The organism is Carnobacterium inhibens subsp. inhibens DSM 13024, from assembly GCF_000746825.1.
In the GTDB taxonomy this organism is placed as follows: domain Bacteria; phylum Bacillota; class Bacilli; order Lactobacillales; family Carnobacteriaceae; genus Carnobacterium_B; species Carnobacterium_B inhibens.
The window spans coordinates 1,215,498-1,240,318 of the sequence record NZ_JQIV01000006.1 but is presented as its reverse complement, the minus strand read 5'-3'; the positions used below and the strand labels follow the sequence as shown (position 1 = coordinate 1,240,318).

General features: G+C 34.7%; 25 protein-coding genes. 15 read left to right on the top strand and 10 right to left on the bottom strand.

Annotated features, from left to right (window positions below; all coding sequences use genetic code 11):
* Positions 1 to 23: 23 nt before the first annotated feature.
* The 8 genes from BR65_RS07060 (at position 24) to BR65_RS07025 (ending at position 7,195) form a co-directional block, all read left to right on the top strand.
* Positions 24 to 647 (top strand): YesL family protein, encoded by a 624-nt coding sequence (locus BR65_RS07060; RefSeq protein ID WP_156098855.1) that lies wholly within the window; start codon positions 24 to 26, stop codon positions 645 to 647.
* 198 nt (positions 648 to 845) lie between these two features.
* Entirely contained in the window at positions 846 to 1,514 is a 669-nt protein-coding gene (locus BR65_RS07055) for a YetF domain-containing protein (RefSeq protein ID WP_034538680.1), read from the top strand.
* 185 nt (positions 1,515 to 1,699) lie between these two features.
* Complete coding sequence (locus BR65_RS07050) at positions 1,700 to 2,041, top strand: GNAT family N-acetyltransferase (RefSeq protein ID WP_034537536.1); 342 nt, start codon at positions 1,700 to 1,702, stop codon at positions 2,039 to 2,041.
* A 149-nt stretch (positions 2,042 to 2,190) separates the two neighbouring features.
* Positions 2,191 to 2,556 carry a DUF2512 family protein gene (locus BR65_RS07045; RefSeq protein WP_034537535.1) on the top strand — a complete coding sequence of 122 codons (366 nt, stop codon included), beginning with the start codon at positions 2,191 to 2,193 and terminating at the stop codon, positions 2,554 to 2,556.
* A gap of 554 nt (positions 2,557 to 3,110) precedes the next feature.
* Entirely contained in the window at positions 3,111 to 4,034 is a 924-nt protein-coding gene (locus BR65_RS07040) for an alpha/beta hydrolase (RefSeq protein WP_034537534.1), read from the top strand.
* Positions 4,035 to 4,052: 18 nt separating this feature from the next.
* Entirely contained in the window at positions 4,053 to 5,462 is a 1,410-nt protein-coding gene (locus BR65_RS07035) for a hypothetical protein (protein ID WP_034537533.1), read from the top strand.
* Positions 5,459 to 6,124 carry a DUF6320 domain-containing protein gene (locus BR65_RS07030; RefSeq protein ID WP_034537532.1) on the top strand — a complete coding sequence of 222 codons (666 nt, stop codon included), beginning with the start codon at positions 5,459 to 5,461 and terminating at the stop codon, positions 6,122 to 6,124. Before BR65_RS07035 ends, BR65_RS07030 begins: the two co-directional genes overlap by 4 nt.
* Positions 6,125 to 6,373: 249 nt before the next feature.
* Positions 6,374 to 7,195, top strand: a complete 822-nt coding sequence (locus BR65_RS07025; protein ID WP_034537531.1) for a manganese catalase — start codon at positions 6,374 to 6,376, stop codon at positions 7,193 to 7,195.
* A 206-nt stretch (positions 7,196 to 7,401) separates the two neighbouring features.
* Here the strand turns inward: BR65_RS07025 and spxA are convergent, their stop codons facing one another.
* Positions 7,402 to 7,806: a transcriptional regulator SpxA gene (gene spxA / locus BR65_RS07020; RefSeq protein WP_023179095.1), complete on the bottom strand. Its 405-nt coding sequence runs from the start codon at positions 7,804 to 7,806 to the stop codon at positions 7,402 to 7,404.
* A 262-nt stretch (positions 7,807 to 8,068) separates the two neighbouring features.
* Here spxA and BR65_RS07015 point away from each other — a divergent pair, with 262 nt between their 5' ends.
* The gene (locus BR65_RS07015; protein WP_034537529.1) at positions 8,069 to 8,716 is read left to right on the top strand and encodes an NAD(P)-dependent oxidoreductase; all 648 of its coding nucleotides are present in this window, start codon (positions 8,069 to 8,071) and stop codon (positions 8,714 to 8,716) included.
* 483 nt (positions 8,717 to 9,199) lie between these two features.
* Here the strand turns inward: BR65_RS07015 and BR65_RS07010 are convergent, their stop codons facing one another.
* Positions 9,200 to 10,063 carry a PPK2 family polyphosphate kinase gene (locus BR65_RS07010; RefSeq protein ID WP_023179092.1) on the bottom strand — a complete coding sequence of 288 codons (864 nt, stop codon included), beginning with the start codon at positions 10,061 to 10,063 and terminating at the stop codon, positions 9,200 to 9,202.
* A 194-nt stretch (positions 10,064 to 10,257) separates the two neighbouring features.
* Between BR65_RS07010 and BR65_RS07005 the strand changes: the two genes are divergently transcribed.
* Positions 10,258 to 10,677, top strand: a complete 420-nt coding sequence (locus tag BR65_RS07005; protein ID WP_034537528.1) for a pyridoxamine 5'-phosphate oxidase family protein — start codon at positions 10,258 to 10,260, stop codon at positions 10,675 to 10,677.
* A gap of 55 nt (positions 10,678 to 10,732) precedes the next feature.
* Here the strand turns inward: BR65_RS07005 and helD are convergent, their stop codons facing one another.
* Entirely contained in the window at positions 10,733 to 13,135 is a 2,403-nt protein-coding gene (gene helD / locus BR65_RS07000) for an RNA polymerase recycling motor HelD (protein WP_244877157.1), read from the bottom strand.
* Positions 13,136 to 13,248: 113 nt separating this feature from the next.
* On the opposite strand from helD, the gene BR65_RS06995 reads away from it, so the two are divergent.
* The 3 genes from BR65_RS06995 to pepF all read left to right on the top strand — a co-directional run bounded on the left by BR65_RS06995 (position 13,249) and on the right by pepF (position 18,273).
* Entirely contained in the window at positions 13,249 to 14,919 is a 1,671-nt protein-coding gene (locus BR65_RS06995) for a peptide ABC transporter substrate-binding protein (protein WP_034537527.1), read from the top strand.
* A gap of 13 nt (positions 14,920 to 14,932) precedes the next feature.
* A complete protein-coding gene (pepT, locus tag BR65_RS06990; protein WP_034537524.1) occupies positions 14,933 to 16,162 on the top strand; it encodes a peptidase T in 1,230 nt (409 codons plus the stop codon).
* 299 nt (positions 16,163 to 16,461) lie between these two features.
* A complete protein-coding gene (gene pepF, locus BR65_RS06985; protein WP_034537523.1) occupies positions 16,462 to 18,273 on the top strand; it encodes an oligoendopeptidase F in 1,812 nt (603 codons plus the stop codon).
* Between the two features lie 353 nt (positions 18,274 to 18,626).
* Here the strand turns inward: pepF and BR65_RS06980 are convergent, their stop codons facing one another.
* The 6 genes from BR65_RS06980 to BR65_RS13975 all read right to left on the bottom strand — a co-directional run bounded on the left by BR65_RS06980 (position 18,627) and on the right by BR65_RS13975 (position 22,355).
* Positions 18,627 to 18,905, bottom strand: a complete 279-nt coding sequence (locus tag BR65_RS06980; RefSeq protein ID WP_034537522.1) for a hypothetical protein — start codon at positions 18,903 to 18,905, stop codon at positions 18,627 to 18,629.
* Between the two features lie 186 nt (positions 18,906 to 19,091).
* Positions 19,092 to 20,075 (bottom strand): permease prefix domain 1-containing protein, encoded by a 984-nt coding sequence (locus tag BR65_RS06975; protein WP_034537521.1) that lies wholly within the window; start codon positions 20,073 to 20,075, stop codon positions 19,092 to 19,094.
* A 5-nt stretch (positions 20,076 to 20,080) separates the two neighbouring features.
* Entirely contained in the window at positions 20,081 to 20,407 is a 327-nt protein-coding gene (locus tag BR65_RS06970; RefSeq protein ID WP_034537520.1) for a PadR family transcriptional regulator, read from the bottom strand.
* 201 nt (positions 20,408 to 20,608) lie between these two features.
* Complete coding sequence (locus tag BR65_RS06965) at positions 20,609 to 21,115, bottom strand: hypothetical protein (protein ID WP_051932689.1); 507 nt, start codon at positions 21,113 to 21,115, stop codon at positions 20,609 to 20,611.
* A 77-nt stretch (positions 21,116 to 21,192) separates the two neighbouring features.
* Positions 21,193 to 21,669, bottom strand: coding sequence for a hypothetical protein (locus BR65_RS06960; protein WP_034537519.1), 477 nt, complete (start codon positions 21,667 to 21,669; stop codon positions 21,193 to 21,195).
* Positions 21,670 to 22,178: 509 nt separating this feature from the next.
* Positions 22,179 to 22,355 carry a hypothetical protein gene (locus BR65_RS13975; RefSeq protein ID WP_023179078.1) on the bottom strand — a complete coding sequence of 59 codons (177 nt, stop codon included), beginning with the start codon at positions 22,353 to 22,355 and terminating at the stop codon, positions 22,179 to 22,181.
* 213 nt (positions 22,356 to 22,568) lie between these two features.
* Between BR65_RS13975 and BR65_RS06955 the strand changes: the two genes are divergently transcribed.
* Positions 22,569 to 22,988: an Hsp20/alpha crystallin family protein gene (locus BR65_RS06955; RefSeq protein ID WP_034537517.1), complete on the top strand. Its 420-nt coding sequence runs from the start codon at positions 22,569 to 22,571 to the stop codon at positions 22,986 to 22,988.
* A 62-nt stretch (positions 22,989 to 23,050) separates the two neighbouring features.
* On the opposite strand, the gene BR65_RS06950 is transcribed toward BR65_RS06955, so the two are convergent.
* The gene (locus tag BR65_RS06950; RefSeq protein WP_034537516.1) at positions 23,051 to 23,467 is read right to left on the bottom strand and encodes a bis(5'-nucleosyl)-tetraphosphatase; all 417 of its coding nucleotides are present in this window, start codon (positions 23,465 to 23,467) and stop codon (positions 23,051 to 23,053) included.
* Positions 23,468 to 23,650: 183 nt separating this feature from the next.
* On the opposite strand from BR65_RS06950, the gene BR65_RS06945 reads away from it, so the two are divergent.
* On the top strand, positions 23,651 to 24,769 hold the full coding sequence (locus BR65_RS06945) for an NADH-dependent flavin oxidoreductase (protein ID WP_034537515.1): 1,119 nt from the start codon (positions 23,651 to 23,653) through the stop codon (positions 24,767 to 24,769).
* Positions 24,770 to 24,821 lie beyond the last annotated feature (52 nt).

Below are 24,821 nucleotides of genomic sequence, written 5' to 3'. Positions count from 1 at the left end.
TGTTAGAAGGGAGATAGTTGAAAATGAAAAAATTTGATTTAACAAATAGTGTGGTTGAAGGAACAGAATGGATCTCCCGTTTAGCCATTGCTAATCTAGTATGGCTGTTATTTTCCCTGCCTCTGATTACACTCGTTCCAGCAACTGGTGCGTTGTTTCAATTAATGAGTGACTGGTCTAATGGAGAAACGGCTAAACCTATTTTTCGTACTTTTATGCATTATTTTAAACAAAACTTTTGGAGTAGTTTTAAGATTGGATTGCCAATTTGCTTCATTATGTTTATTTTATTTTTAGATAGTTGGTTTTTAAATACCCAGATGACCGCTACAGCAGGCATACAAATCTATAAATACGCTCTTTATACTTTTGGCATATTATTTGGATTAACTTCTTTATACAGCTGTCCATTATCAAAAAAAGAGAATGTATCTGTATCTCGCCTTTTTTTAACAGGTATGGTAATAATGATCAGTCAACCACTAATCAGCTTATTATTGCTAATCAGTATAATTGTTATGGTAATAGTTTTATTAAAATGGCCAGTGTTGGGTTTCTTTTTTTTAGTAAGCCTAGTTGCTTGGCTAGCAACGCTTGCAATGGAAAAAGCGTACAAAAAAACAGCGAAAAATATAGTTAAAGAGTAAAAAAATAAAAAGTCTAAAAACTATTTTAGGCTTTTTATTTTGTGCTAAGGTTAACTAATCAATAAAATGGACAATTAAATTAAGTACGATAGAATTAGAATGAAGCCGATGAACAAGAGTAGAAAAGGTCCGCTAGAGATTAAAAAAGTTGAAAAGTAGATACAGTACTTAAAAAAACATAGGAGGGAATAAGAGATGATGTTTCTGCAAATAGCGTCCAAGTTGGTCGTTGGTTTAATAGGGTTACTATTAGTTACACGTCTTTTAGGAAAAAAAACGTTGTCAGAAATTACTCCGTTTGATTTGATTTATACTCTCGTTCTTGGCGGAATCTTAGAAGAATCACTATATGACGATAAAATAAATATTTTGCATTTTTTATTTGCAGTTGCGTTATGGGGAATAATGATTTATTTATTGGAAACGGTTGTGCAAAAAAAGGATAAAGTGAATAATTTCATAAAAGGCATTCCTTCTGTTTTAATCTATGAAGGAGAACTGAATTTATCAGAAATCAAGAGTAATCATATTGAAATGGAACAGTTAAGATCTATGCTGAGAAGCCAAAACTGCTTTTCTTTGAGAATGGTCAAATATGCTGTTTTAGAAATAGGTGGTTCGGTCAGTGTGATGAAAGAATCTGAGGGAAATGAAGAATTTTCTTATTTATTAGTTGATGAAAAAGTCATTGAAATGAACACCTTACAATCTATTGGAAAAGATAAAAAATGGCTGATAGAAAGTTTAAAAGAAAAAGGGCATCCAAACCTGGAAGACATTGTTTATGCTGAATGGTCTCCTAAACAAGGCTTGTATGTAAAAACCTATCAACAATCAGAAAAAAAACAAATTAAACTAGAGAATTGATCATTTGTTAGTTGCTTGAAAATTCTAAATAAGATAAAAAGCTTCGCTGCAAAATTGGCAAAGTTTTTTGTCTTATTTACTTTTAAAAAGGAGTTAAAAAGAAGGTTATTTTAATAGTATAGAAGCTGAGGATATGGTAATCTTTTTTTACAAATAAGGATGAGTAAAAAGGAGCAAGATATCTAGTGTTAGTTAAGTATAGAAATAGCCAGAATAAAGTGGCTTTAGGTTTGCTATCACTCATGCCAAAAGGACATGAATTAAAGCACCTCCAACAAACAATGCTACGGTACCAGCAGAATAAAAATTGGGAAATGTATTTTTGGCAAGAAGAAGGAAAATATATTGGCATTATTGGTATTGAAGTACAAAAACAAGAATTTGTTATTCAACATTTAGCAGTCTTGCCTTCCTTCAGAGGAGAAGGAGTAGGAAAAGCAATAGTAAATGAAATTCAAAAAATGTACAGCGGCCTTAAAATGATGACAACTGAAGAAACCGAAGCTTTTGTTACATCGATTTATTGATGAATGTAGGATTACAAAACGACAGGTCGTTATTTTTTTGATTTTGAATAAGCAGTAAGGTAAACTTTCATTAGACAAAGCAATACAATTGGTATTTTATTTACCAATTGTTTTGTGCAATAAAAATAAGAAAAAGGAGTGATGGGAAAATGAAACATGTAAAAGCTTTAGTAATAAAAGCCATTATGATTTGGGCTATTTTATGGATCGTATTGACAGGAATATATGATGTAAGTTTCATGGATTCTACTATTGTTGGAGTTATCATTGTAGTCATGATCTATATTTTAGGTGACTTGGTTATTTTGAGAAAAATAGGTAATGTCGCTGCTACGATTGCCGACTCAGGAGCAGCTGCAATTATTTTATGGATTTACCTTACTTCTATGGATTATACAAATGATTTATGGATGATGGTATTGATTCCAGCCGTTTTAATTGGTGGAGGAGAATGGTTCTTCCATAAATGGTTATTAAAAAGTGATGTTGTACCAGATGAAAGAAAAATGAAATAAACTTAATTAAAATTATAATAGAAGGTTTGGGATAGTAGTGATATCTCAAACCTTTTTGTATGCCTGAATAAGCGACTTGAGTCGAAATCACTAGTTATTCAATAAATAATATGTTCTTATCTGCTAAATGGATGTTTTTTTTGTCCTCACTATTCTTAAAAGGTTTTGTGGACCATATGATTAGCTTTATCACACACGTATGGTCCGTAAACCGACCTTGAATACCATATGATTAGTTTTATTTCACTCCTATGGTCTATAACATGAGTTTCTGCACCTTGTGACGGCCATTCCATTCTTCATAAGGTGCTCAAAACCATCTAACTGAAAAGTCCCTTTTAAAAGATAATGTTCTATAGAAGCAGTCAATTTTTTGTTCATGCAATACTAATGTAGAAATTTAAACTAATTAATTTAATTACCGATACTAAAAATTATAGAACCAAATTATTTTATAAATGGATCAACAATAGAAGACTAATTTGGCTTGACAATCTTAATAGGATAATTCATGCTAAACAAAAGAAATGGTTTGTGTGAAAGGGAAAAAAACAATGAATCCATTCGTTAGATTTATCTTAAAATTAATATCTTCACCAAAAATCAATATGCAAGAAGATTATGTTTGGATACGAAAAGTACAACAATTTTTTTCAAAGAAACCAAGAAACGGATACCGCATCATGGATAAGAAAATTTATTCGCAAGATCGATCGCATGATATTCCAGTACGTATCTTCTTTCCAAAAGAGCCATTAAATGAAGATGCATTAGTGTTTTTTCATGGTGGCGGTTGGGTAATAGGTGATATTGATACCTATACGAGTGCCTGTAAGAACATGGCTGATTTAACTGGAAGAATGGTCTATTCCGTTGATTATCGTTTAGCTCCTGAGTTTCCCTTCCCATCCGGGTTGGAAGATTGCTATCGAGTTGCAGAAACTTTAATGACACATTTGGAGCTAAGTGGATTAAGGAATGCTTCACAAATCACCTTGATTGGGGATTCAGCCGGCGGAAATTTAGCGGCAGCCGTTTCTTTATTATTGAGAGATAGAGGAAAAGCCGTGCCAACCAAACAAATTTTACTTTATCCGGTTACTTATTGGGATCATACGAAAAATTCTCCATTTAAATCGATTCGTACAAATGGCTATAAATATGGGCTGACAGCTAAAAAAATCCAAGAATACATGGAAATGTATGAACCAAATAAGGCTAATCGTAAAAATTCTTATATAGCACCACTGCTGACAAAAGATTTAACCAATCAACCTAAAACATTGGTTATTACAGCAGAATTTGATCCATTGCGTGATGAAGGTGAAATGTATGGAATTGCTCTAAGAGAAGCAGGGAACGATGTCGTAATTCAACGTATTGGAGGAGCGGTACATGGGTTCATTACGTATCCTAAATTTGCAACTCCAGTGACAGCAGCTTATCAAGCTATAAATGATTTTTTAAATGAAACTTAAGCTGGAAGGGAGAGAAATATGAAGAAGAAAACATGGGTCCGTTTGGATAATGCGTCTAATATTTTTCTCGCAGCCATGACTGATTTTGATACTAAAGTTTTCCGTCTGAGTGCAGCCATGGAAGATCCCGTTGATCCCGAACTGTTGCAGCAAGCGCTAGATAATACGTTTGAGTCCTATGTTTTATACCATAGTGTACTACGCAGAGGTATTTTTTGGTATTACTTAGAAGAAAGCGATCTTAAGCCAAAAGTAACGTTAGACGAACAAACCCCTTGTGCGCAATTGTATCATTATGACCGCAAGGAATTGTTGTTTCGAGTAGTTTATTATCGAAATCGTATTCATTTAGAAGTTTTTCATGCATTATCAGATGGAACTGGTGCATTGTGGTTCTTTGAAGATTTAATTAGTGAATATGCTTTCCTTCGATACGCTGACAACTCATCTGAATGGAATAAAGAAAGTTACCGATTAAAGCGTCCAATAGAAAATACGAATGCCGATAGTTTTATTCATTACTTTCGCCATAAAGGACAGCGCAATTATACAGAAGCTACACAATCAGCTATCCGAAAATTAACGGGTGCAAGTAAAACGGTTGGAAAATTCGCCCTCCGTTACGGGAAAATAGCCTTGCAATATGAAACCTCTACACAACAGAAAAAAGAGAAAAAAAAGAAAGTTTATCAAATAAAAGGCAAACGAACTATTGATAATCGGACACATGTCGTTGAACTAAATATGCCGATTCAACATCTTTTGACATTAGCACATGAACAGAACGCTTCTCTTACGATTTATTTAATAGCATTGTTCATTGAAGCGATTCGAAAAACGAATCCAGCTGTACAAAAAGGAATGACAATAGCGGTATCGGTCCCTGTCAATTTAAGACAATTTTATTATTCAGACTCTGCACGAAATTTTTTTAGCACTACACGTTTGGAATACACGTATGATCCTGAAGAAAAAACAAATTTAGCAGTTATTTGCAAAACACTTAAAGAACAACTGCAACTGCAGCTTAATCCAGTTAGTTTAGAGCAACGATTAAATAAATTGATTGCCTATGAGTTCAATCCGTTTACGCGAGTGATCATTAGACCTATCAAAGACGTCATTTTAAAAGTGATCAATTACTTTAATAATCGTAATCTAACATTTGCGATGTCTAATTTAGGAAGTGTAACATTACCTAAATCAATCGATGAACAAGTACATCAGTTTTATTTTCAAACGTCTGCTGTAAGACCACAGTTTTGTGTGATCAGTCACGGAGAACATCTATCAATTTGCCTGAATTCTCCATTTGTTGAGACAACATTATATAAACAATTTGTTAGAGATTTAACGGCTCTTGGAGTACCTGTGACAATTGCGGCCAACAAAATAACTGATACAGATATGAGGAGTGAGGAAGCATGAGTCATTGCCAGCATTGTAATGTATCGGTTAAAGGCGATTGGTTAAATTGCCCTCTTTGTCACCAGCCATTGGAACGAATTTCAAAAGGGAAGGATCCTAATCCTTATCCAGATATTCCTTTACGCTTTAATAAGGAACAAGTTTTACGGATTTTAATGAGCATTTCTATTGTGACTATCAGTCTAACGTTGTTGATTGAATTATTCTGGTTGCACTCAATGAAAGGTCTTAACATCATTTTATTCGGTATTGTGAGTATGTGGTTAGTAATCTTGATCATCATTCGCAAACGCCGAAGTATTGCTAAAAGCATTGTTTATCTAATTGTTTCATTGTCATTATTAAGTATCTATTGGGATTACGTAGAGGGTTGGGCAGCTTGGTCAACTACTTATGCAGTACCAATTATTTGTAGTTTTTCCCTCGTTGCTATGTATGTCGCTGTTCGCTTAGTAAAAGTAGAAGTCGGAGATTATATTTTGTACTTGCTGAGTGCTGCATTGATAGGATTGATCCCGCTTGTCTTCCTTTTTTTCGACATGGTGTTGAATCCATTCCCAGCGTGGCTGTCGATTGGATTGAGTACGTTTATGCTGATTATTACTATTATTTTTTATAGAAGAGAAGTTTTGAATGAATTAGAAAAAAGAATGATGATTTAATAGTTAAAAAGTTGATTTTTGCACGTTTCCTGGCTTTAAAAAGGAGCGTGTTTTTTTATTTTACCTTAAGATGAATCTACCATTTTTATTACTACAGAAAGTGCTGAATTCCCTGATTTATAATCTGTTAAGAGGTATAAAATAAACTAAAAATTGAGAGCGTATTCTTTGCGAGGAAAATGGTCTATGTGGTAAATTACTGTTGTAATAAAAAATAAGATATTGGAGAAGAATGGAAGGAAATAAAAGATGTTTATTCATAAAAAAGAATTACAATATCATGCAAAACCTGACAAGTCCGATCCACTTATGGCTCGAAAAATGCAAGAGATCCTAGGAGGACAGTATGGTGAAATTTCAGTAGCTATGCAATATATGTTCCAAGGATGGAATACGCGTGGAAATGGAAAATACAAAGACCTTATTTTAGATACCGGTGCGGAAGAAATTGGACACGTTGAAATGATTGCTACAATGATCGCTCAATTACTTGATGATGCCCCAGTAGATGCACAAGAAAATGCATTTGAAAGCGATCCAGCTATTGCAGCGGTTATGGGAGGCATGGATTTACAACATGCGATCGTAACGGGCCTTGGACCCACTGCAAAAGATTCAAACGGTGTTCCTTGGAGTGGTTCTTATATTACTGCAAGTGGAAACTTGCTGGCTGATTTCCGTTCAAATATTAATGCAGAATCTCAAGGACGTCTTCAAGTAGCTAGACTGTATCATATGACAAATGATGCTGGTGTAAGAGATATGCTAGGATTTCTATTAGCTCGTGATACAATGCATCAAAACCAATGGATCAAAGCTGCTAGAGAGCTTGAAGCAGTAGAAGGAATCATTGTTCCTTCAGGCGTTTCAGAATGGGAAATCCAAGATATTAACCATATCTTATACAACTTTTCTGAAGGTGAAGACAGCAAACTATTCGCAACAGGAGAAGCTCCAGATGGCGGGAAATTTATCTATAAAGATGTGCCAGAAGTGATGGGAGAAAAACCAGTTTTAAAACCAGCTCCACCTAGCTTACACAATACAGTTGATATGGATGCTAAAAAATAATTGATTACAAATAAGCAGCTTCTTTTAACAGGGTCTTACTAAGGCCTTTGTTAAAAGAAGCTGCTTTTATAACTAAAAAGCAAAGAACCCCTTACATTAACGGTTGACCATCAGACATTAATGTAACGGGTTCTATTATTATGTGATTAAAATACTAGTTTACAAGAAGAAAGATTGGTCTTTTTCCTGCTAAGTATAATGGCGTTCTAAGAAATATGAGAAAGTTGTTTTTGCATTTCTAACAAATCAATGCGACGAACTTCTCTTGGTAAGAAACGACGGATATCATCGTCATTGAACCCAATTTGCAATCTTTTTTCATCAATTAGAATAGGGCGGCGAATCAAACTTGGTTCTTCTTGGATCAATTCCAATACTTCAGACAAAGAAAGCTCATCTAATGGTACGTTTAAATTTTGAAAGGCTTGTGAACGGTATGAGATAATATCTTCTGTTCCATTTTCTGTCAAACGTAAAATTGCTTTCAGTTCTGAAATAGTTAAGCTTTCGTTGAAAATATTTTTTTCAATAAAAGGTAGGTTATTTTCCTCTAACCATGATTTTGCTTTACGACATGAAGCTGAGCTAGGTGTTGTATACAATGTAATCATTTTTTTCACTCTCCTATTTATAATTAAACTAATTAATAATTGATCGATTTGATTGGAAATCGTCTACAAGGAATATATTACTATGAATGTGACAATAATGCAACACTTTTTGTCACAAATCGTTCACAACTTTGTGACAATTAGACAAATTTAGTGTAAAGATATGTAAATAAAGCATAATAGAGTAAGAAATTTTGAATGAATGGAGCCATATGTTAATCTATTAGAAAGAGAAGTAACTAAACTAAAGGGGGATAAGACAGTGAAAGTTGCCGTTATTGCAGCAAGTGGAAGAGCAGGAAGTTTAATTGCAAAAGAAGCAAAAGATAGAGGGCACCAAGTTACGGCAATCGTAAGAAATGCGGAAAAAGTAAAAGATAAAGATTTAAGAGTAGTCGAAAAAGATTTGTTTACATTAACTGCAAAGGATATAAAGAATTATGACGTAGTAATTAATGCATTTGGTACGGGTATGGAACAAGAACAAGCGGTTAAGCATGTTCAATTTGGTAAAATTTTAATTGAAGCACTAAAAGAAGCCTCTGATACAAGATTGATCGTTGTAGGTGGAGCAGGCAGCTTGTTTGTAAATGAAGATCGAACTATTCGAGTAATGGATACACCAGATCTGCCCACTTTTTTTCAACCGACAGCTATTAATCAAGCTAAAAACTTAGAAGATTTAGAAGAAACTGATGAGATAACATGGACATTTGTCAGTCCCGCTTTAGACTTTGATGCAACAGGAAAACGTACGGGTTCCTATCAAGTTGGAACCGATCAAGTTATAGTAAATTCAAAAAATCAAAGTTACATCAGTTATGCAGACTTTGCGATTGCTATTGTAGATGAAATTGAACAAGCAACACATAAAAATGAACGTTTTACCGTTATTTCCGAGTCTGAATAATAATGAATATAAATAAGGGCTTTACTGGAGAATACAAAATTCAGTAAAGTCCTTTTTGGATTATTGCTTTTTTTTACAAAATAGCAAAGAATCTTTAAGTAAAATCTGCTTGTACTAATTTTTAAAAACAATTTTAACAAAGTAGTTTATTCCATACTGGCTTTTTCTGCATCGGTGATCATCGCTTCAGGTTTGTTGTGCCATACTAAAAATTTCATTCGGTGACCGAAAAAGTCATCTGTCATTCTTCTTTGTGTCTCAATTCTAATTTTAAGTTGTACTGTGCCACATTGTTTTTGAAAGTTAGTGTAGCATACGAATCAAAAAAGCAGCCAATGGGACTTGGCTGCAATCCAGAGACTATACTTTTTAGTGCGGGTTACTGAGTTCAATTAAAGACCCGACATTTCAGGAGAAGTAGGTTTTACAAGTAAATCCGTCTATTCCAGAATAAACGTTAGTTGAAGTACTAAGACCATTTGGCTATTCTTTTTCAAGCATTTCGATACTTTCATCAAGTTCTTTTTGGTCTTCGCCAGAAATTTCCGGAAATTGTGGATCAAGGTTTTCCAACACATCTATCATAGCTTCAGAAATAATGTAGCGTGCATACCAATCGTCATCAGCGGGAAGGATATACCAAGGCGCATATTCTGTCGAAGTATGCGTCAGCATATCTTCGAAAACTTCTTGGTACGTGTCCCAATGTTTTCGTTCTTCAATGTCACTAAAAGAAAACTCCCAATTTTTCTTGGGATCTTTCATTCGTTCAAGTAATCGTTCTTTTTGGACATCTTTCGAAACATGAAAGAAAAACTTAATGACCGGAAATCCATTTTCTGTCATGTAACGTTCAAAATCATTTAATTGACGAAAACGAGTTACCCAAATATCGTCATCAATCAAATGGTCTGGAAGAGGATCCTGATCCAATACATCATGAATACGCGGGGCGATCACTTCTTCATAATAAGATCGATTTAAAATACTGATTTCTCCTCTGGCAGGTTTTCCTTCGTGAATCCTCCAAAGGTAATCGTGTTTTACCTCAGTTTCAGAAGGCTTTTTTACAGAAGTCGTTTTTAAACCTTGAGCTGTTAAGTTCGAAAAAATAAAACTGATGGCTTCATCTTTCCCACCGGCATCGATCGCTTGCAGAACGACCATAATGCCTTTTTGTTCTTCCGCATGAAGTTTTAAATGCAACTCTTGTAATTTTTTTATGCTCTCAGGAATCAATTTTTCTTTCAGCTCTTCTTCGTTAAAGTGTTTGTTGTCAGTAGTAGGGTAATCAGATAATTTTATTGGTGTCTGGTTTGGAGTGATACGGTAGTTCGCTAGATCCATCTTAATTCCTCCTCATTGTAGTTCAGAATAGTTTAGGCAACAATATAGAAACTTAGTTCAAATGAAAGTTATCCTTAGTATGACATATGTAAAAAATAGTGTAAAAAGATATGGATTCCTACTTGTAGAAAGCGTATTCTTTGAATAAGAACTCAGGTTATGACATAATAAATGAAAAATGGAGGGATGCAATTATGGCTGATGAACGCGAAAAAGCTTTAAAAATTATTGAAAAGAATAATATAGGAACTCTGTCGACTATCTCAGGTAATAAACCCGTATCTCGTTACATGACTTTTTTTAATGAAGGTTTTATTCTTTACACGTTAACCGATAAACGAACAGACAAAGTAGAAGATTTAGAAGAAAACCCTAATGCGTTTATTTTATTAGGATACGATACAGGACTGCTGAATAATAAATACGTTGAAATTGCGGGACAAGTTACGATTACGGAGGATCAATCGCTGATCGAGCATTTGTGGAGCCCATACATGAATCTTATTTTTGATGGAAAAGATGATCCTAATATTGTTATTTTAAAAATTCAACCTGATACAGTAACGCTTCGAGGTACAAAAGATACTGAAGTTATCTCGGTTGATTTAAACTAATTAGAAAAATGAAAAGGAAGATAAAAAGCTGCTGCTTTTTATCTTCCTTTTAGGTTTAATTTAATTCTACTAAGTGGTAATCAGTTGGTTCGACTCTTTGTACAAAAGGATCTTCAATGCTAGATGCCAAGAAATACAGCTCATGCATTGCTCTACTACAAATGGTATAAGCAGTAGATAGATCGTTAGAAGAAGAGTGAGTCGAATAGTGGAAAAGAGCAAAAACAACATCAAATTCCAAACCTTTAGCTAACTGTACAGGAATGACAATAACGGGATAATGGCTATTATCTGTATCTTTTAAGACTAAGTTGCTTTCAATACCAGCATTGGTCAGTTCTTGATAAAAACGTTCCGCTTCTGCATAATTTTTAGTAATAAAAGCTACACGAGTACTAGCTTTTTTACTTCCAGCAACTTTTTTCTGTACATAATCCATATAAGGAATGGACTCATTGGCTACAATCACTTCTGGTTTTTTTCCTTCACGAAAAGTCGTTTCTACAGCCGGTTTTTCTCCTAAGAAATGATTTGAGAATCGAATAATTTCATTTGTAGAACGGTAACTGGTCAACAACTGGTAGCGTTGGAAAGAACTTTCACTAAAAATGGTCTCTAAATCATTAAAAGAGACTCTTTTCATCAAAATATTTTGATTTAAATCGCCACTCATCACAAAATGGGCTGTTGGATAGAAGTCTTTTAGCATTTGCAATTGGAATGGAGAGAAATCTTGTACCTCATCAAGACAAATGTATTTGAATTTAGTTGTACTGATTGGGCCATTCATTAATTGGAATAAGCTGTAAAAGGCATCCATATCTTCCAAAGCTAATTTTTTGTGTGCCATATTTGTCAGGACTTGTTGGATGTGTTCAGTCCAGATCTCTTCAGTGATCGAAAAGTCTTCTAGTGAAATCAATTTTGGAATAGCTTTTAAGAAATGAATATATTGATGTTGGTAACGAATAAAAGCCAATCTTTTTATTCTCTTAATCACTGGAGCATAAGCAGTCTCTAAAATCGAATCGATCAACGTTTCTTCAGCTTTTTGTTCATCTTTCGCATCACTTTCATGTTGACGTAATTCAGCGTCTGACATTGAAAGCAGTACATCTTCTACCCATTTAGCCGTTCGTTGAGACCCTTTTAACTGTTCTACTTTTTGAGTCAGTATTCTTTGGAGCAAGCCTAATTTGCTGGCTAAAGTCCCTTTGCTTTCGATACTGTAAAATAATTCTTTGATCTCTTCTTTAGAGATGATGATCTCACCTTGAAAAGAGAGCGAAGAAAAACGTATATAATTCGTTTTTAATCGATTGGTATAGCGTTTCAAAGCAGCTGAAAATTGTAAACTGCCTTTCAATAATGTGATGTCCGACAACTTTTCGTCTTGGTTCGTAATGAGATTGAATTTTGGCACTCGCGATTTCATAAATTCTGGGAAAGTATGGCTCGTCACGTTTAGTTCACCTAATTCAGGTAATACTTGAGAAATATACGTTTGGAAAATTTTATTTGGTGAAAATAAAATAATTTCAGAAGCTTTTAATTGGTCTCTGAACGTATAAAGCAGATAAGCAATTTTTTGCATCAAAACAACTGTTTTTCCAGATCCTGCTACGCCTTCGATTAAGGTCACTTTAGCAGAAGTATCTCGTACAATTTGATTTTGCTCTTTTTGCAACGTTGAAACGACAGCTCCCATTTGGTAAGAAGAGCGGTCTTCTAAAACTTCCAATAAATAAGGGTCACCCATAACATTATCTGTATCTAACATTTGAATGATTTTAGCTTGACGGATCAAAAATTGTCGTTTCAACTCGATTGAAAGAGATAGCCGTTGCTCTCTAATAGTCAAAGGGATCGTATCCCCTACATTTCCTTCGTAATAAAGTGAAGCGATAGGTGATCGCCAATCAACGACTAAATTATCATATTCATCAAATACAGAGCTTATACCAATGTAAATTGTTTCTTGACCGTATTCATCTTCATAATCAATACGACCAAAATAAGGATCATCTACCATTTTTTCTAAAGCAATAACACGGTTTTGATTTTTTGCTAATGTTTTGCTGCGGATCAATAAATCTTGTTCCACTGCACGTAATTCCCCGGCTGATTCCCACATACTTTCACTTGAACCTTGATTGATTTTAATCTCACCGGATTCTTTTAACCGTCTTTTTTGTTCAGCACTGTCTTGTGCAACTGTTTCTTTGAGTTCTTCTAATTCTGCTTGGATTTTTTTAACAACGGCATGGACACGTTGTTGTTCTGTAGATAGGCTGTCTTTCAATTGGCTAATCTCCTTTTTGAATGTTGAAAAAATAAAAGGAATTTCTTTCAACTGAATTTTAACGCAATTAGCAGTATACCACCCAAACAAGTCGATTGCTATATAGGGATGGATTCTATTTTTAAAGAAAATAGAATCTGGAAGAATATACACCATTGACAGGCCTTATTTAGTTATTATTAAAAAAACGAATGTGAAATGAGTAAAAGATTAAAATTAGAATAGTTTTGTGTTAGAATAATAATACTTTAATTTTTGGGGGTAGAGTCATGGAAATAAATAAAAAAGGCGCATTATCTATAGGGCTGGCACTAACAGCTGCTGTACTTGCAGCATGTGGTGGATCTAATGGTGATACAAAATCAACAAACGCAGAAGGATCTAATGAAGGAAAGAATCATGCATCAGATCAAACAATTTCTGTAGGAGTATTAAATGAGTTATCCACAGGAGATACATTGCTGGTATCTGATATTGGAACAAATACAGCTATGAACCAATACTTAGAAGGTTTGTATCGACTAGATGAGGACAATCAGCCGGTTCCAGCATTAGCTGAAGAGACGAATATTTCAGAAGATGGATTAACTTATACCTTCAAACTTAGGGAAGATGCAAAATGGTCAAATGGCGACCCCGTCACAGCACATGATTTTGTTTATGCTTGGAGACAAGCGGTCAATCCTGAAAAGGCTGCTCCTTATTCGTATATGTTTACTTCTGTTGTAAATGCAGAAGAAATCATCAATGGTGAGATGAAACCTGAAGAACTCGGTATAGAAGCTGTTGACGATTATGAATTAAAAGTAGAATTGAATGTACCGGTGTCTTATTTCTTAGGTGAAATGGCCTTTATGCCGTTTTTTCCACAAAATCAAACGTTTGTAGAGGAAATGGGCTCAAATTATGGAACAAGTAGTGATACTACTTTATCAAACGGACCATTTATTTTAACCGGATGGGATGGAACGAACCAAGCTTGGAGCTATGAAAAAAATTCAGACTATTGGGATGCAGAAAATGTGGCATTAGAGAGCATTGATGTTCAAGTGATCAAGGAAGTTTCAACAGCACTCAACTTATTTGAATCAGGGGGATTAGATGATGCTATTCTTTCAGGAGAAATCGCAAAACAATATGTAGATCATGAGGCTTATGTAGTAGAGCCCGAAGCTCGTACAAATTTTCTGCAATTTAATTATACAGATGTACCGATGATTTCTAATGAAAAATTGAGAGAGGCCTTTTCATTAGTTCTAAATCGTGAAGAACTAGCTAATACCATTTTAGGAAACGGATCACTTCCAGCTAAAGCATTGGTTCCACATGACTTTGTAACGAATCCCGTTACTGGGAACGACTTTGCTGATGATGCAGGGGATTTCTTGACGTATGACACAGAAAAAGCGAAACAACTATATGAAGAAGCAAAAGAAGAATTAGGCGTCGATACGATTGAATTGGCCTTGCTGGCAGATGATGATGAAACCAGTAAGTTAGTAGGCCAATATGTTCAAGGTGAATTGCAAAATAATTTTGACGGACTAACAATCAATCTGACAAATGTACCCAAAAATAATCGAATCGAAAAAGGTCAATCAGGTGATTTTGATATAATTCTAGGGGGCTGGGGAGCAATTTTACCAGATGCTATCAACTTGCTAGACATCATGAATAGCGAGACAACATTCAATAATGGACCTTACAAAAATGAAAAAGTAGATCAATTATTAAATGATGCAGAAACGATCAATGCAAACGATATAGAAGCACGATGGAAAGATATGCTTGACGCTCAAGCTATCATGCTAAAAGAAAAGGGCTTTATCCCTTTGTACCACACTGCTGAAGTACATTTACGTAATCCAAAACTGAAAGGCGTTGAAGTTCATTCCGTCAGTTCTCGTTATGATTACCGTAATGCTTATGTTGAAGAATAGGAGAATGAAAAAAATGAATGAACACTTACTCGAACGATTTGTAAACTATGCCAAAGTCAATACACGGTCTGACATGAACAGTCAGACCGTACCAACTACTTATACTCAAGTTGAATTTGCGTTGACGTTAGCTGAAGAATTAAAAAAAATAGGTATGAAAGAAGTTGAATATAATGAGGCTAATGGATTTGTAACAGCAACATTGCCGAGCAATTTAATGGTTGATGTTCCAGTAATCGGATTTATCGCTCATATTGATACAGCTGATTTTAATGCGGAAAATATTCAACCTCAAATACACAAGAATTATGATGGGAAAGATATTTTGCTTAATGAAGATCTTGGAATTGTAATGACGACGACTGAATTTCCTCAACTAGTAAATTATATTGGAAAAACCTTGGTCACGACAGATGGCACAACATTGCTGGGAGCAGATGATAAGGCGGGGATGGCTTCGATTGTTACCGCAATGGAAGAATTGATTCAACATCAAGAACTTCCACACGGAAAAATACGAGTAGCTTTTGGCCCAGATGAAGAAATTGGGCGCGGAGCGTTATTATTTGATGTCGACCATTTTCAAGCCGATTTTGCGTATACACTAGATAGTGGAGTAGTTGGGAAATTTGAATACGAGACATTTAATGCAGCTCAAGCTGAATTAACGATTAAAGGAACGAGTGTGCACCCAGGATCAGCTAAAGACAGTATGGTTAATGCCTTGTTAGTAGCAGCTCAATTTGCAACGGCATTGCCGCAAGAAGAAGTTCCAGAAAAAACAGCAGGATATGAAGGTTTTTACATGTTGTCCAGCCAAATTGGAACAATTGATGAAGTAAAAGCAACGTATATCATTCGAGATCACGATAAAGCTACTTTTGAGAAACGCAAGAAACAGTTTGCCGCATTAGTTGATCAGTTCAATCAATCGTTTGACCACCCTCGTATTGCATTACATTTATACGATCAATACTACAATATGCGCGACATCATTGAAAAAGATTTTTCGATAGTAGAGCTAGCTTTAGAGGCTTACCGCTCAATCGGTATCGAACCTGATGTGAAGCCATTTAGAGGTGGAACGGATGGCAGTATTATTACGTATAAAGGATTGCCTACACCAAACATTTTTACAGGCGCTGAGAATTTGCATGGCAAATATGAATTCGTTTCGCTCGAAGGTATGCAGCAAGCCGCTCAAGTCGTGATCGAAATCGCTCGATTAAATTCAAAAAAATAAGTATATAAAGTCGGTTTGTGTACCATAAGGATAGATTATTTTTAATCTTATGGTACTCAAAAGCAGTTTACACACCATAAAGGTATTTTTTTAAATCTTTATGGTATACAAAGGCAGAGTACGTACCACAAGAATAAATTAGTTTAATCTTATGGTACTTAAAAAAAGGCTTATCTCTTATGGAGTTTTTTTTGCCTGAGATAAAGAAGTTTTCAACCTGCAAATCAGTTAGTGCTATACTAGAGAAGAAGAGATTTTGACTAACCACCTAAATGGAATGGATGAAGGAGCGCGATAAAATGACACAAGAAGAATTGAAAAATAGAGCAGATGTCCCTGAAGCATTAACATGGGATCTTACTGGCTTATATCCTACTAAAGAAGCTTTCGAAACGGCAGTAGCCGATATGCAATCAGCAGTTAAACAATTCTGCACAGCTTATGAAGGAAATTTAACAGATGCTCAAACGATCCAAACAGCTTTAAAAGAATACAGTGAAATTACACAAAACGCAGATTGGATAAATCATTATGCATTTTTACCGACGGCTACTGATTTAACAAATCCTGAAAATACGCAACGGTCTCGTTCAATAGAAAATGTATTAGCAGAAGTGAGTGCTCAATTATCTTTCTTTGATTCAGAATTAAAAGCAGCTGACACAGTTGTCTTAGATCAAGTAGAAACAGAAGAACCTCAATTTGCTTCATTTATTCGTCACATCAAAGAAGACAAAAAGATTCAATTAGATCCTAAAGTTGAAAAAGCATTTGCTCAACTGTCGCCCGTTCTTAATGCTCCAGAAGCGATATACGAACAAGCACGATTAGCAGATATGGACTTTGGAACCTTTAGTGTAGATGGAAAAGAGTACCCACTAAGTTTTGTACTCTATGAAGAACATTATATGTATCATGCGGACACAGCCATTCGTCGTGCGGCATTTGATAAATTTTCAGCTGTATTGAGCAACTATCAAAACGTTGTGGCAGCTGCTTATTATACACAAGTTCAAAAAGAAAAAACAATTGCTACGATGCGCGGATTTGATTCGGTTATTGATTATCTTTTATATGATCAAGAAGTTGATCGTTCATTATACAATCGTCAAATTGATAGCATTATGACTGATTTAGCACCTGTGATGCAAAAATACATTACACATGTTAAAGAAGTCAATGGACTGAACAAAATGACCTACGCTGATTTGAAAATCGATTTAGATGCTGATTATTCATCAGAAGTTACGATAGAAAAATCAAAAGAACTGGTTGCTGATGCAGTAAGTGTTTTAGGTCAAGAGTATGTTGATCGAATCATGAAAGCTTATCCAGAACGTTGGGTGGATTTCGTCCAAAATAAAGGGAAATCAACCGGCGGATTCTGTACATCTCCTTATGGCAAACATCCTTATATTTTGATGTCTTGGAACAACCAGTTGTCAGATGTTTATACATTTATCCATGAATTGGGACATGCTGGTCAAGGCATTATGTCTAACGAAAACAATGCTATTTTAGGTGCAGAGCCATCACTTTACTTGATTGAAGCACCTTCTACATTTAACGAATTATTATTGACAGAATCGTTAAAACGTAAAAGCGACAACCCACGTGAAAAACGTTATGCTTTATCAAACATGATCTCAAATACGTATTTCCATAACTTTATTACTCATTTATTGGAAGCTGCTTATCAACGTGAAGTTTACCAATTGATTGATGAAGGCAAAAGCTTTGATGCTGCTCAATTAAGTGAAATTAAACGTTCTGTTTTGAATAAATTCTGGGGAGATGCAGTTGAAATCAATCCAGGAGCAGAATTAACTTGGATGCGCCAAAGCCATTACTATATGGGGTTATACTCTTATACTTATTCTGCAGGATTGACGATTGCGACTCAAGCGTTTTTGCGTATCAAAGAATTGGGGCAACCAGCAGTAGATGAGTGGTTAGAATTCTTGGCTCTTGGAGACCAATATCGTCCAGCTGAAGCTGCTAAAATTGCTGGCGTAGATATTACAACAGATAAACCATTATCAGATACAATTCATTATTTAGATGAAACAGTGGATACGATTATTGCTTTAACCAGCGAAACAACTAAATAAACACCATTCACAGCAGAAAACTTATTTTTACTTTTGATACTTTCATCAAAAGTAAGAATGAGTTTTTTTTTGCTTTCAGAAGTCGCCATTCTTCCGTCAAATGGTCTCTTACGAAAGAGTGGAGTAAAAAAATTACTCTTATATGAAAAAAAGCCTTTGCTAATGAAAGCAAAGGCTTAAAAAAGGGGGTTACTTATTCATGGGGATAAATAAGTAGAAAAGAAAAAGTTTTAGGTTTGGTATGTCTTTAGTATAGACGCTAAATATGAAAAATTAACGGTAACCTTGTCCTTTTTTATGATCTTAAGTAAAAGAAAATGTGAAGATTTTTGGAAGAAGAGTTCCTAATTGATTTAAGCCATTAAAAGAGTATAGAGAGTGAACGCTAGAAAAGCAATAATTAGCAAATTAAGAATAAATAAGATAATTGTATACATTTGATTTCTTGCTTTTAAAGATAAAGCAATTGATAAAGTATTTAATAAGATGGCAACAATGAGAACACCAAGAAAGATAGGGAAGGTGAACAAAGAAAATTGACTTTGAATAAAAATAGAAGCGATAGTTAATACAAATGAGATCAAAATTAAAATTGTTGGCCATTTTTGAGTATTTTTTTTAGTGTTATACATAAGTTAAAACTCCAGTCTTTTTTTAGATGCGTTTCCAGTAATCTTAAGTATACAAGTAGCGATTCTTCATAACAATAGTTTTCTAAAAGATGACTTATTTTTGTAAGAATAGTAATGAACTTTGATAAGTTAAAAGTAAAAAAAGCTTCTACTTATAGGCAAGTAGAGGCTTTGGATGATCTACATTTATTTTTTTCGTTTCATTTTGATTTGGCTTTGATAAAGGGAAGAGAAAGCGGCGAAAAGGATCCCAGTTATTGGGAAAATGATCCAAGCTGTTCCCCAAGCATCGTATAAAAAGCCGAAAAATAGATAAACAGCAGTTACTAAAGGAAAGACAACTCCGGCAATTTTATCCGTCAACTTGCCTGCGATAACTTTTTCAGGTCTGTAATCACCAAGTGAAAGAAGTTTTTCATAAGTTGAATACAAAACACCATAAAAAACAAATAGGAAAACACCAACAGCAACAAACCCTAACAGAAAAATCACAGACCAAGCATTATCTTCGCCTAAAAGAACAATGGCCAGCAATAAAGAAATAGGAGCTAGAATACAAAGAATAACGCCAGAAGCAATGGCTTTTGCAAAACTAGGTTTGAATTCCTTGAATTCATGATCTAATTTGATATGTGTAGGAGCATCAAGAAGGACCACTTTTCCATCAAGATTGTATTGTTCTTCTTTTAAACCAAAAATAATGAACAATCCAACGGCGATTGCGATAAAGAAGAAAAGAGGAATGATGGACAACAAATCAACTCTTTCCATAGCTACAGGGGATGTAAAAGAAAACAATAGAGCAACTTCTCGAAATAAAAGCATCATAGCAGGAGCGAGAATGCAAAGTGCAACACCTGTAGCAATCGCCATTCCAAATTTTGTCCGATGTTGCATAAAATCTTCCACTTCAGCTTCTGACATTGGAACGTTCTGCTCATTGTCTTCTTCAGAATCAATGTCTAAATTATACTCCTCAATGATTTCATCAATATTCCCAAACTCGGATAAGACAGTCCCAATAGCTTCATTTTCACTTTTTCCTTCTGACTTTAATTGAAAGTATTTATCTTCCATATTGGTGAGCATATCTTCTTTCAGTTGCAGCATTTCAGAAGTACGCGGGAGATTAATGAAAACTGAATCGACATAGTTTTTAATAGTATCCATAGTTATTATTCCTCCTTTATAAATTGATCCATCACTTTTTTTGTATCCAGCCATTCGGTTACTTTATCATGGTAGGTCTGTCTGCCTAAATCAGTAATTCTATAATAGGTCCGAGGTTTTCCATTGGTTTCAGTACTTGAATAAGATTGAATAAGGTCGCTTTTTTCTAAACGGTTAAACGCAGAGTAGAGAGTGGTTTCTTTCATGACGTATTTATCATTAGTTATTTCTTTAATAGTATTTGAAATTTTGTAACCATAAGAATCTTCTTTCATCAAAATAGATAATAGGATCAAACTATTGAACCCGCGCATGACATCACTTGATATCACTTAATCACCTCATTTTTTTACTTCATCTATCGTAGTAATTACAGTATACTTCTTTTACTACGACAGGTAAAGTAATTTGAACTGCTTTATGATCAAATAAGCGATTAAGTTATCTCAAATTGAACCGATTAAATAGATAAGCCTAATAGAATTGACTGCACAAAAAAAGATAGATCAATCATTAAGATTAATCTATCTTACTTATTCAAAAATAATAGGAACGTTAATTTCAGCTCCATTTTTTTGCTCATTCGAATCGCTCATACTTCTTGTTTCATAAGTTAGTTTGCCGGCATATTCTCCTGCCGCATAACTAGTAGGTAATTCGATAGAATAAATGCCTTTTCCTGGCTCAATTAATTTAGATTCATAAACAATTTCATCGTTTATGGTCAAATAAATGATAAAATAAACGTCATTTTGTTCAGGATTTTCAAAAGCAACATCTTGAGTTAAACTGTCTGCTTGAAAAACTAATTTTTCAAATCCTGGAATAGAAATCCCAGCTGCACTTTCAACACTTTCTTCTTGTGCTTGTTCGTTAGTTGCATTAGGATCAAGTCCTAAAAGGTCACCAACGCTATCTTTTGCTTCATCATTTGTAAAATAATTTATTGCTATTATGGTTCCAGCCACAACAGCAATAAATAGTATTCCTTTTAATAGAAATGTAACGATAGGATTTTTAGTTCTGTTCTCTTTTTTCATAGGAACTCCTTTGATTTAAAATTAGAGCGTGGGGCTCTAATCACTGTAATTGATTTTTTGAGAATAATATTCGAGTATTATTCTGCTACTGGTACTTCAGCGTCAACAGGATTTGCATAGTCAAATGTAAAGTTAACGGCACCTGTATATAATCCAGAGAATTTGTCTTTACTATCTGCATCTGTTGCAACTGTAATAGTTTTTAAGGAATCATCATTTGAAAGTTTGAATACGCTCAATTGGTCTGACGGATCACTATCTCCGTCGACTGCAATCGTAGTAGATAGTTGTTTTTGCGGGTCATTTGTAGCTTCACCATTTAGAGTTAAATTTGTAACGGTTGCTGTTACATCAACTGTTCCTGCTGTATTTAAGCCAGCTATTTCAACTTTACCAGTCATAGATTTGTTATCTCCAGTAAGATCAATCGTTGAGTCTGCTGGGATAGTTACAGAATAAGAAGCTGTAATAGTACTCTCAACCTTTGTTTTTCCTGTGGTCGTTGTACCTTCTGCTCCAGTTGCTGCAAAAACTTGAGTTGTTGTTCCTAACATTAATCCGGCCAATAGTGCTGATGCTAAATAATTTTTTCATTATTTCCGACCTCTTTCTTATTGTATGTAAAGAACAACTCCCCACAGCTGTTTCTTTCATGGGTAAAGCTTACTCCGGATGCGTTCTCAATACTAGAGTAAATGAACATCTGTACTATAACGTACATATTGATTGCATACTAAAAAAAATCATATGATAATTAAACAAATGTTATAGAGCCTACGATTCTCTAAAAAAAGTAGTTCAGAATCCTGTGAAAACGGGGGGCTTTTTTCCGGCATTTGTTCATAAATAATTATAAAGTAAAATGTATAAGAGAATGATTATTGATTAGAAATGATAGAAGTGAGATTACATGGGAGTTTTAGAAGAGAAATAAGGCGTATTTTGCTAGTTCTAACAATATAAATAGCTTATTTAAAATTGTTTTATACTAATAGATAAAAAGAATGGCATTATTTCCTTTTGGTTTCAGGGAAATAATGCCATTCTTTTGATTTTGGATGAACTATCTTCTTGGTGTTTGGGTTCTGCCTAAGAAAAAGGCTAATGCTGCGATAGCTAAACCGATTATAATAAATAAGGTTCCAATAATGGGGTCACCAGATCTTACAGGACCAAAGTATCCAAATACTATGATAATGATACCTACTATCAATAAAATTTTTCCTAATAGATTAAACATCATACCTACCTCCAGTACAGTCTTTATTTAATTAGTATAGCAAACAATAGCGAAAGAGAATACTAATATGACTAGTAGGCTAGCTAGTAAAAAAAACTTCAAAATTTTTTTAGCACTCTGTTGACAAGAGTGCTAAATTTTATTATATTATACATGAGCAAAGGAAATACTTGCTCAAGAGGTTAAAAAAATTTTAGAAAGAGGGTTAAATTTATGAGTAATTTATTTCCAGTAGGACGTGATTTCATGAATTTTGGCAAAAACTTTTTCGAGGATCCTTTTGACCATTTATTAGCACACACGGCTAATTTTAATGTAGACATTCGAGAAGAAGAGAATGCTTATATTGTAGAAGCTGATTTGCCAGGTATGCCTAAAGACAGTATTCAGTTGAAATATGAAGACAATGTATTGTCAATTGGGGCAACTCAAGAAGAAGGTAAAGATGAAAAGGATGAAGAAGGCAACTATATCCGTAGAGAGCGTTCAACTAAATCTTACAGTCGCCAATTTTTATTGAAAAACGTCAACGAAGAAGAAATCTCAGCAGCATTTGATAATGGTGTTTTAACCGTAACATTGCCTAAGAAAGATTCTGAAGGCACAACACCTAAACAAATTGAGATCAAATAAAAAAACTAAAAAAAAGAAGGTGTTGAGACACAGATCTCAATACCTTCTTTTTAATGTATCATCTACGAGTTCTTTTTAGTTAAGTAATCCTTGGCTGCTTGAAGAATCGTTCGATCATTTTCATAAGTAACTAAAGCCAATGCTTCTTCAAAGTTTGACCAAGAGCTATCTAGAACTTCTTCATCTTGTTTATGGATTTCTTGTTCAGAAGTATAGGCCATAAAATAAATCACATCTTTTACGGTGCCTTCATAAGGAGAATAACGGACGACATGTCTGAATTGAGTGTCCAGTTCAACTGTTAGGTGTGTTTCTTCCATAATTTCTCTTAAAGCTGTTTCTTCTTCTATTTCATTGCCTTCTACATGGCCTTTAGGAAAAGCCCAGTGTCCTCCATTATGGTGTTTGATCAATAAAAATTTAGGCTCTTCTGTTTCTTTTGTAACAATTACAGCTCCACATGATTTTTCTTGTTTCATCGTGATTCCTCCAATGAGATAACGTCTTTTATTCAGTATACCAAAATCAAGGCTAAAAGTTTAGAGAGAATGATTTACTTCTAATAAGTAAGATAAATTGAAAAAAGAAGAAAAATCTTATATTATTAGAAGAATAGTTAGACGTATACTAAAAATAAATAAATAAGAAGTAGGAGAAAACGAATGAATTCAAAATACAATCCCTTGTTTCAGCCTTTTACATTTGCATCAGGAGTCAAAGTGGATAATCGGTTGGTTATGGCACCGATGACGACTAATTCCTCTTTCGAAAATGGAATGGTTACAACTGAAGAAAAAGAGTACTATAAAAGACGTGTTGCTGGGCTTGGAGCTGTCGTGACTTCATGTGCTCAAGTAATGGAAAACGGACGTTTCGCTGGTTCACTAAGTGCCGCATCCGACAACCGAATCGACAGTTTATCAAAACTAGCAAAAACGATTCAAAATGAAGGACCCAAAGCTATTTTACAAATTTTTCACGTGGGTCGACTTGGATCAAAAAGGACATTAAGAGGGGAACAGCCAGTCAGTGCAAGTGCTGTGCCACTTGATGTTGAAGGTGCAGAAGTACCCAGAGAACTATCGGATAAAGAAGTGCATGAATTGATTGATGCTTTTGGACAAGCGACAAGACGCGCGATCCAAGCAGGATTTGATGGAATTGAATTGCATGGAGCAAACAATTATATGATCCAACAATTCTTCTCTCCGCATTCCAATCGCCGTGAAGATCAGTGGGGTGGATCACTTGAAAAACGCATGAACTTTCCTTTAGCGGTCGTTCAAGCTGCAAAAGAAGCAATCCAAACCTATGCAGATAAACCGTTTATTTTTGGGTACCGCATTTCTCCAGAAGAAATAAAGGAACCCGGCATTACTATTGAAGATACTTTACAATTGATTGCTAAATTAAAAGAACAAGGACTGGATTACATTCATGTTTCAACCAATGAATGGACGCAAGCTTCAGTTCGTGATCCAAAAGTAACCAAACCTGTTGTTCAACGTATCCAAGAATCAGTCGGAAAGGATTTCCCGATTATAGGAGTTGGATCGATCATCACACCAGACGATGCTGTAGCAGCAATGGAATTAGGATTACCGCTTGTGGCTATCGGTCGTGAATTAGTGATTGAACCAGACTGGGTCCAAAAAGTAAAACTAGGAAATGAAACGGCTATTCGTAAAAAAATAAAACCAGAATATCGGGAAGATCTTACTTTGCCTGACGCTATGTGGGAGTATATTGAAAGTAGACCGGGTTGGTTCCCGATCGTTTAGTAAGAACAATAAATAGTAAGCTTGAAAAGAACTTTTCACTTCATGTGAGAGG

Bases quoted from the DNA above. Each gene is read 5' to 3' on its own strand.
- BR65_RS07010 (WP_023179092.1), bottom strand. From the start codon at position 10,063: ATGGATCTAGCGAACTACCGTATCACTCCAAACCAGACACCAATAAAA.
- BR65_RS06980 (WP_034537522.1), bottom strand. From the start codon at position 18,905: ATGTATAACACTAAAAAAAATACTCAAAAATGGCCAACAATTTTAATT.
- BR65_RS06965 (WP_051932689.1), bottom strand. From the start codon at position 21,115: ATGAAAAAAGAGAACAGAACTAAAAATCCTATCGTTACATTTCTATTA.
- pepT (WP_034537524.1), top strand. From the start codon at position 14,933: ATGAATGAACACTTACTCGAACGATTTGTAAACTATGCCAAAGTCAAT.
- BR65_RS06995 (WP_034537527.1), top strand. From the start codon at position 13,249: ATGGAAATAAATAAAAAAGGCGCATTATCTATAGGGCTGGCACTAACA.
- BR65_RS07040 (WP_034537534.1), top strand. From the start codon at position 3,111: ATGAATCCATTCGTTAGATTTATCTTAAAATTAATATCTTCACCAAAA.
- BR65_RS06975 (WP_034537521.1), bottom strand. From the start codon at position 20,075: ATGGATACTATTAAAAACTATGTCGATTCAGTTTTCATTAATCTCCCG.
- spxA (WP_023179095.1), bottom strand. From the start codon at position 7,806: ATGATTACATTGTATACAACACCTAGCTCAGCTTCATGTCGTAAAGCA.
- BR65_RS06955 (WP_034537517.1), top strand. From the start codon at position 22,569: ATGAGTAATTTATTTCCAGTAGGACGTGATTTCATGAATTTTGGCAAA.
- pepF (WP_034537523.1), top strand. From the start codon at position 16,462: ATGACACAAGAAGAATTGAAAAATAGAGCAGATGTCCCTGAAGCATTA.
- BR65_RS07030 (WP_034537532.1), top strand. From the start codon at position 5,459: ATGAGTCATTGCCAGCATTGTAATGTATCGGTTAAAGGCGATTGGTTA.
- BR65_RS07005 (WP_034537528.1), top strand. From the start codon at position 10,258: ATGGCTGATGAACGCGAAAAAGCTTTAAAAATTATTGAAAAGAATAAT.
- BR65_RS07025 (WP_034537531.1), top strand. From the start codon at position 6,374: ATGTTTATTCATAAAAAAGAATTACAATATCATGCAAAACCTGACAAG.
- BR65_RS06950 (WP_034537516.1), bottom strand. From the start codon at position 23,467: ATGAAACAAGAAAAATCATGTGGAGCTGTAATTGTTACAAAAGAAACA.
- BR65_RS07045 (WP_034537535.1), top strand. From the start codon at position 2,191: ATGAAACATGTAAAAGCTTTAGTAATAAAAGCCATTATGATTTGGGCT.
- BR65_RS07035 (WP_034537533.1), top strand. From the start codon at position 4,053: ATGAAGAAGAAAACATGGGTCCGTTTGGATAATGCGTCTAATATTTTT.
- BR65_RS07055 (WP_034538680.1), top strand. From the start codon at position 846: ATGTTTCTGCAAATAGCGTCCAAGTTGGTCGTTGGTTTAATAGGGTTA.
- BR65_RS13975 (WP_023179078.1), bottom strand. From the start codon at position 22,355: ATGTTTAATCTATTAGGAAAAATTTTATTGATAGTAGGTATCATTATC.
- BR65_RS06945 (WP_034537515.1), top strand. From the start codon at position 23,651: ATGAATTCAAAATACAATCCCTTGTTTCAGCCTTTTACATTTGCATCA.
- BR65_RS06960 (WP_034537519.1), bottom strand. From the start codon at position 21,669: ATGTTAGGAACAACAACTCAAGTTTTTGCAGCAACTGGAGCAGAAGGT.
- helD (WP_244877157.1), bottom strand. From the start codon at position 13,135: ATGGTGTATATTCTTCCAGATTCTATTTTCTTTAAAAATAGAATCCAT.
- BR65_RS07060 (WP_156098855.1), top strand. From the start codon at position 24: ATGAAAAAATTTGATTTAACAAATAGTGTGGTTGAAGGAACAGAATGG.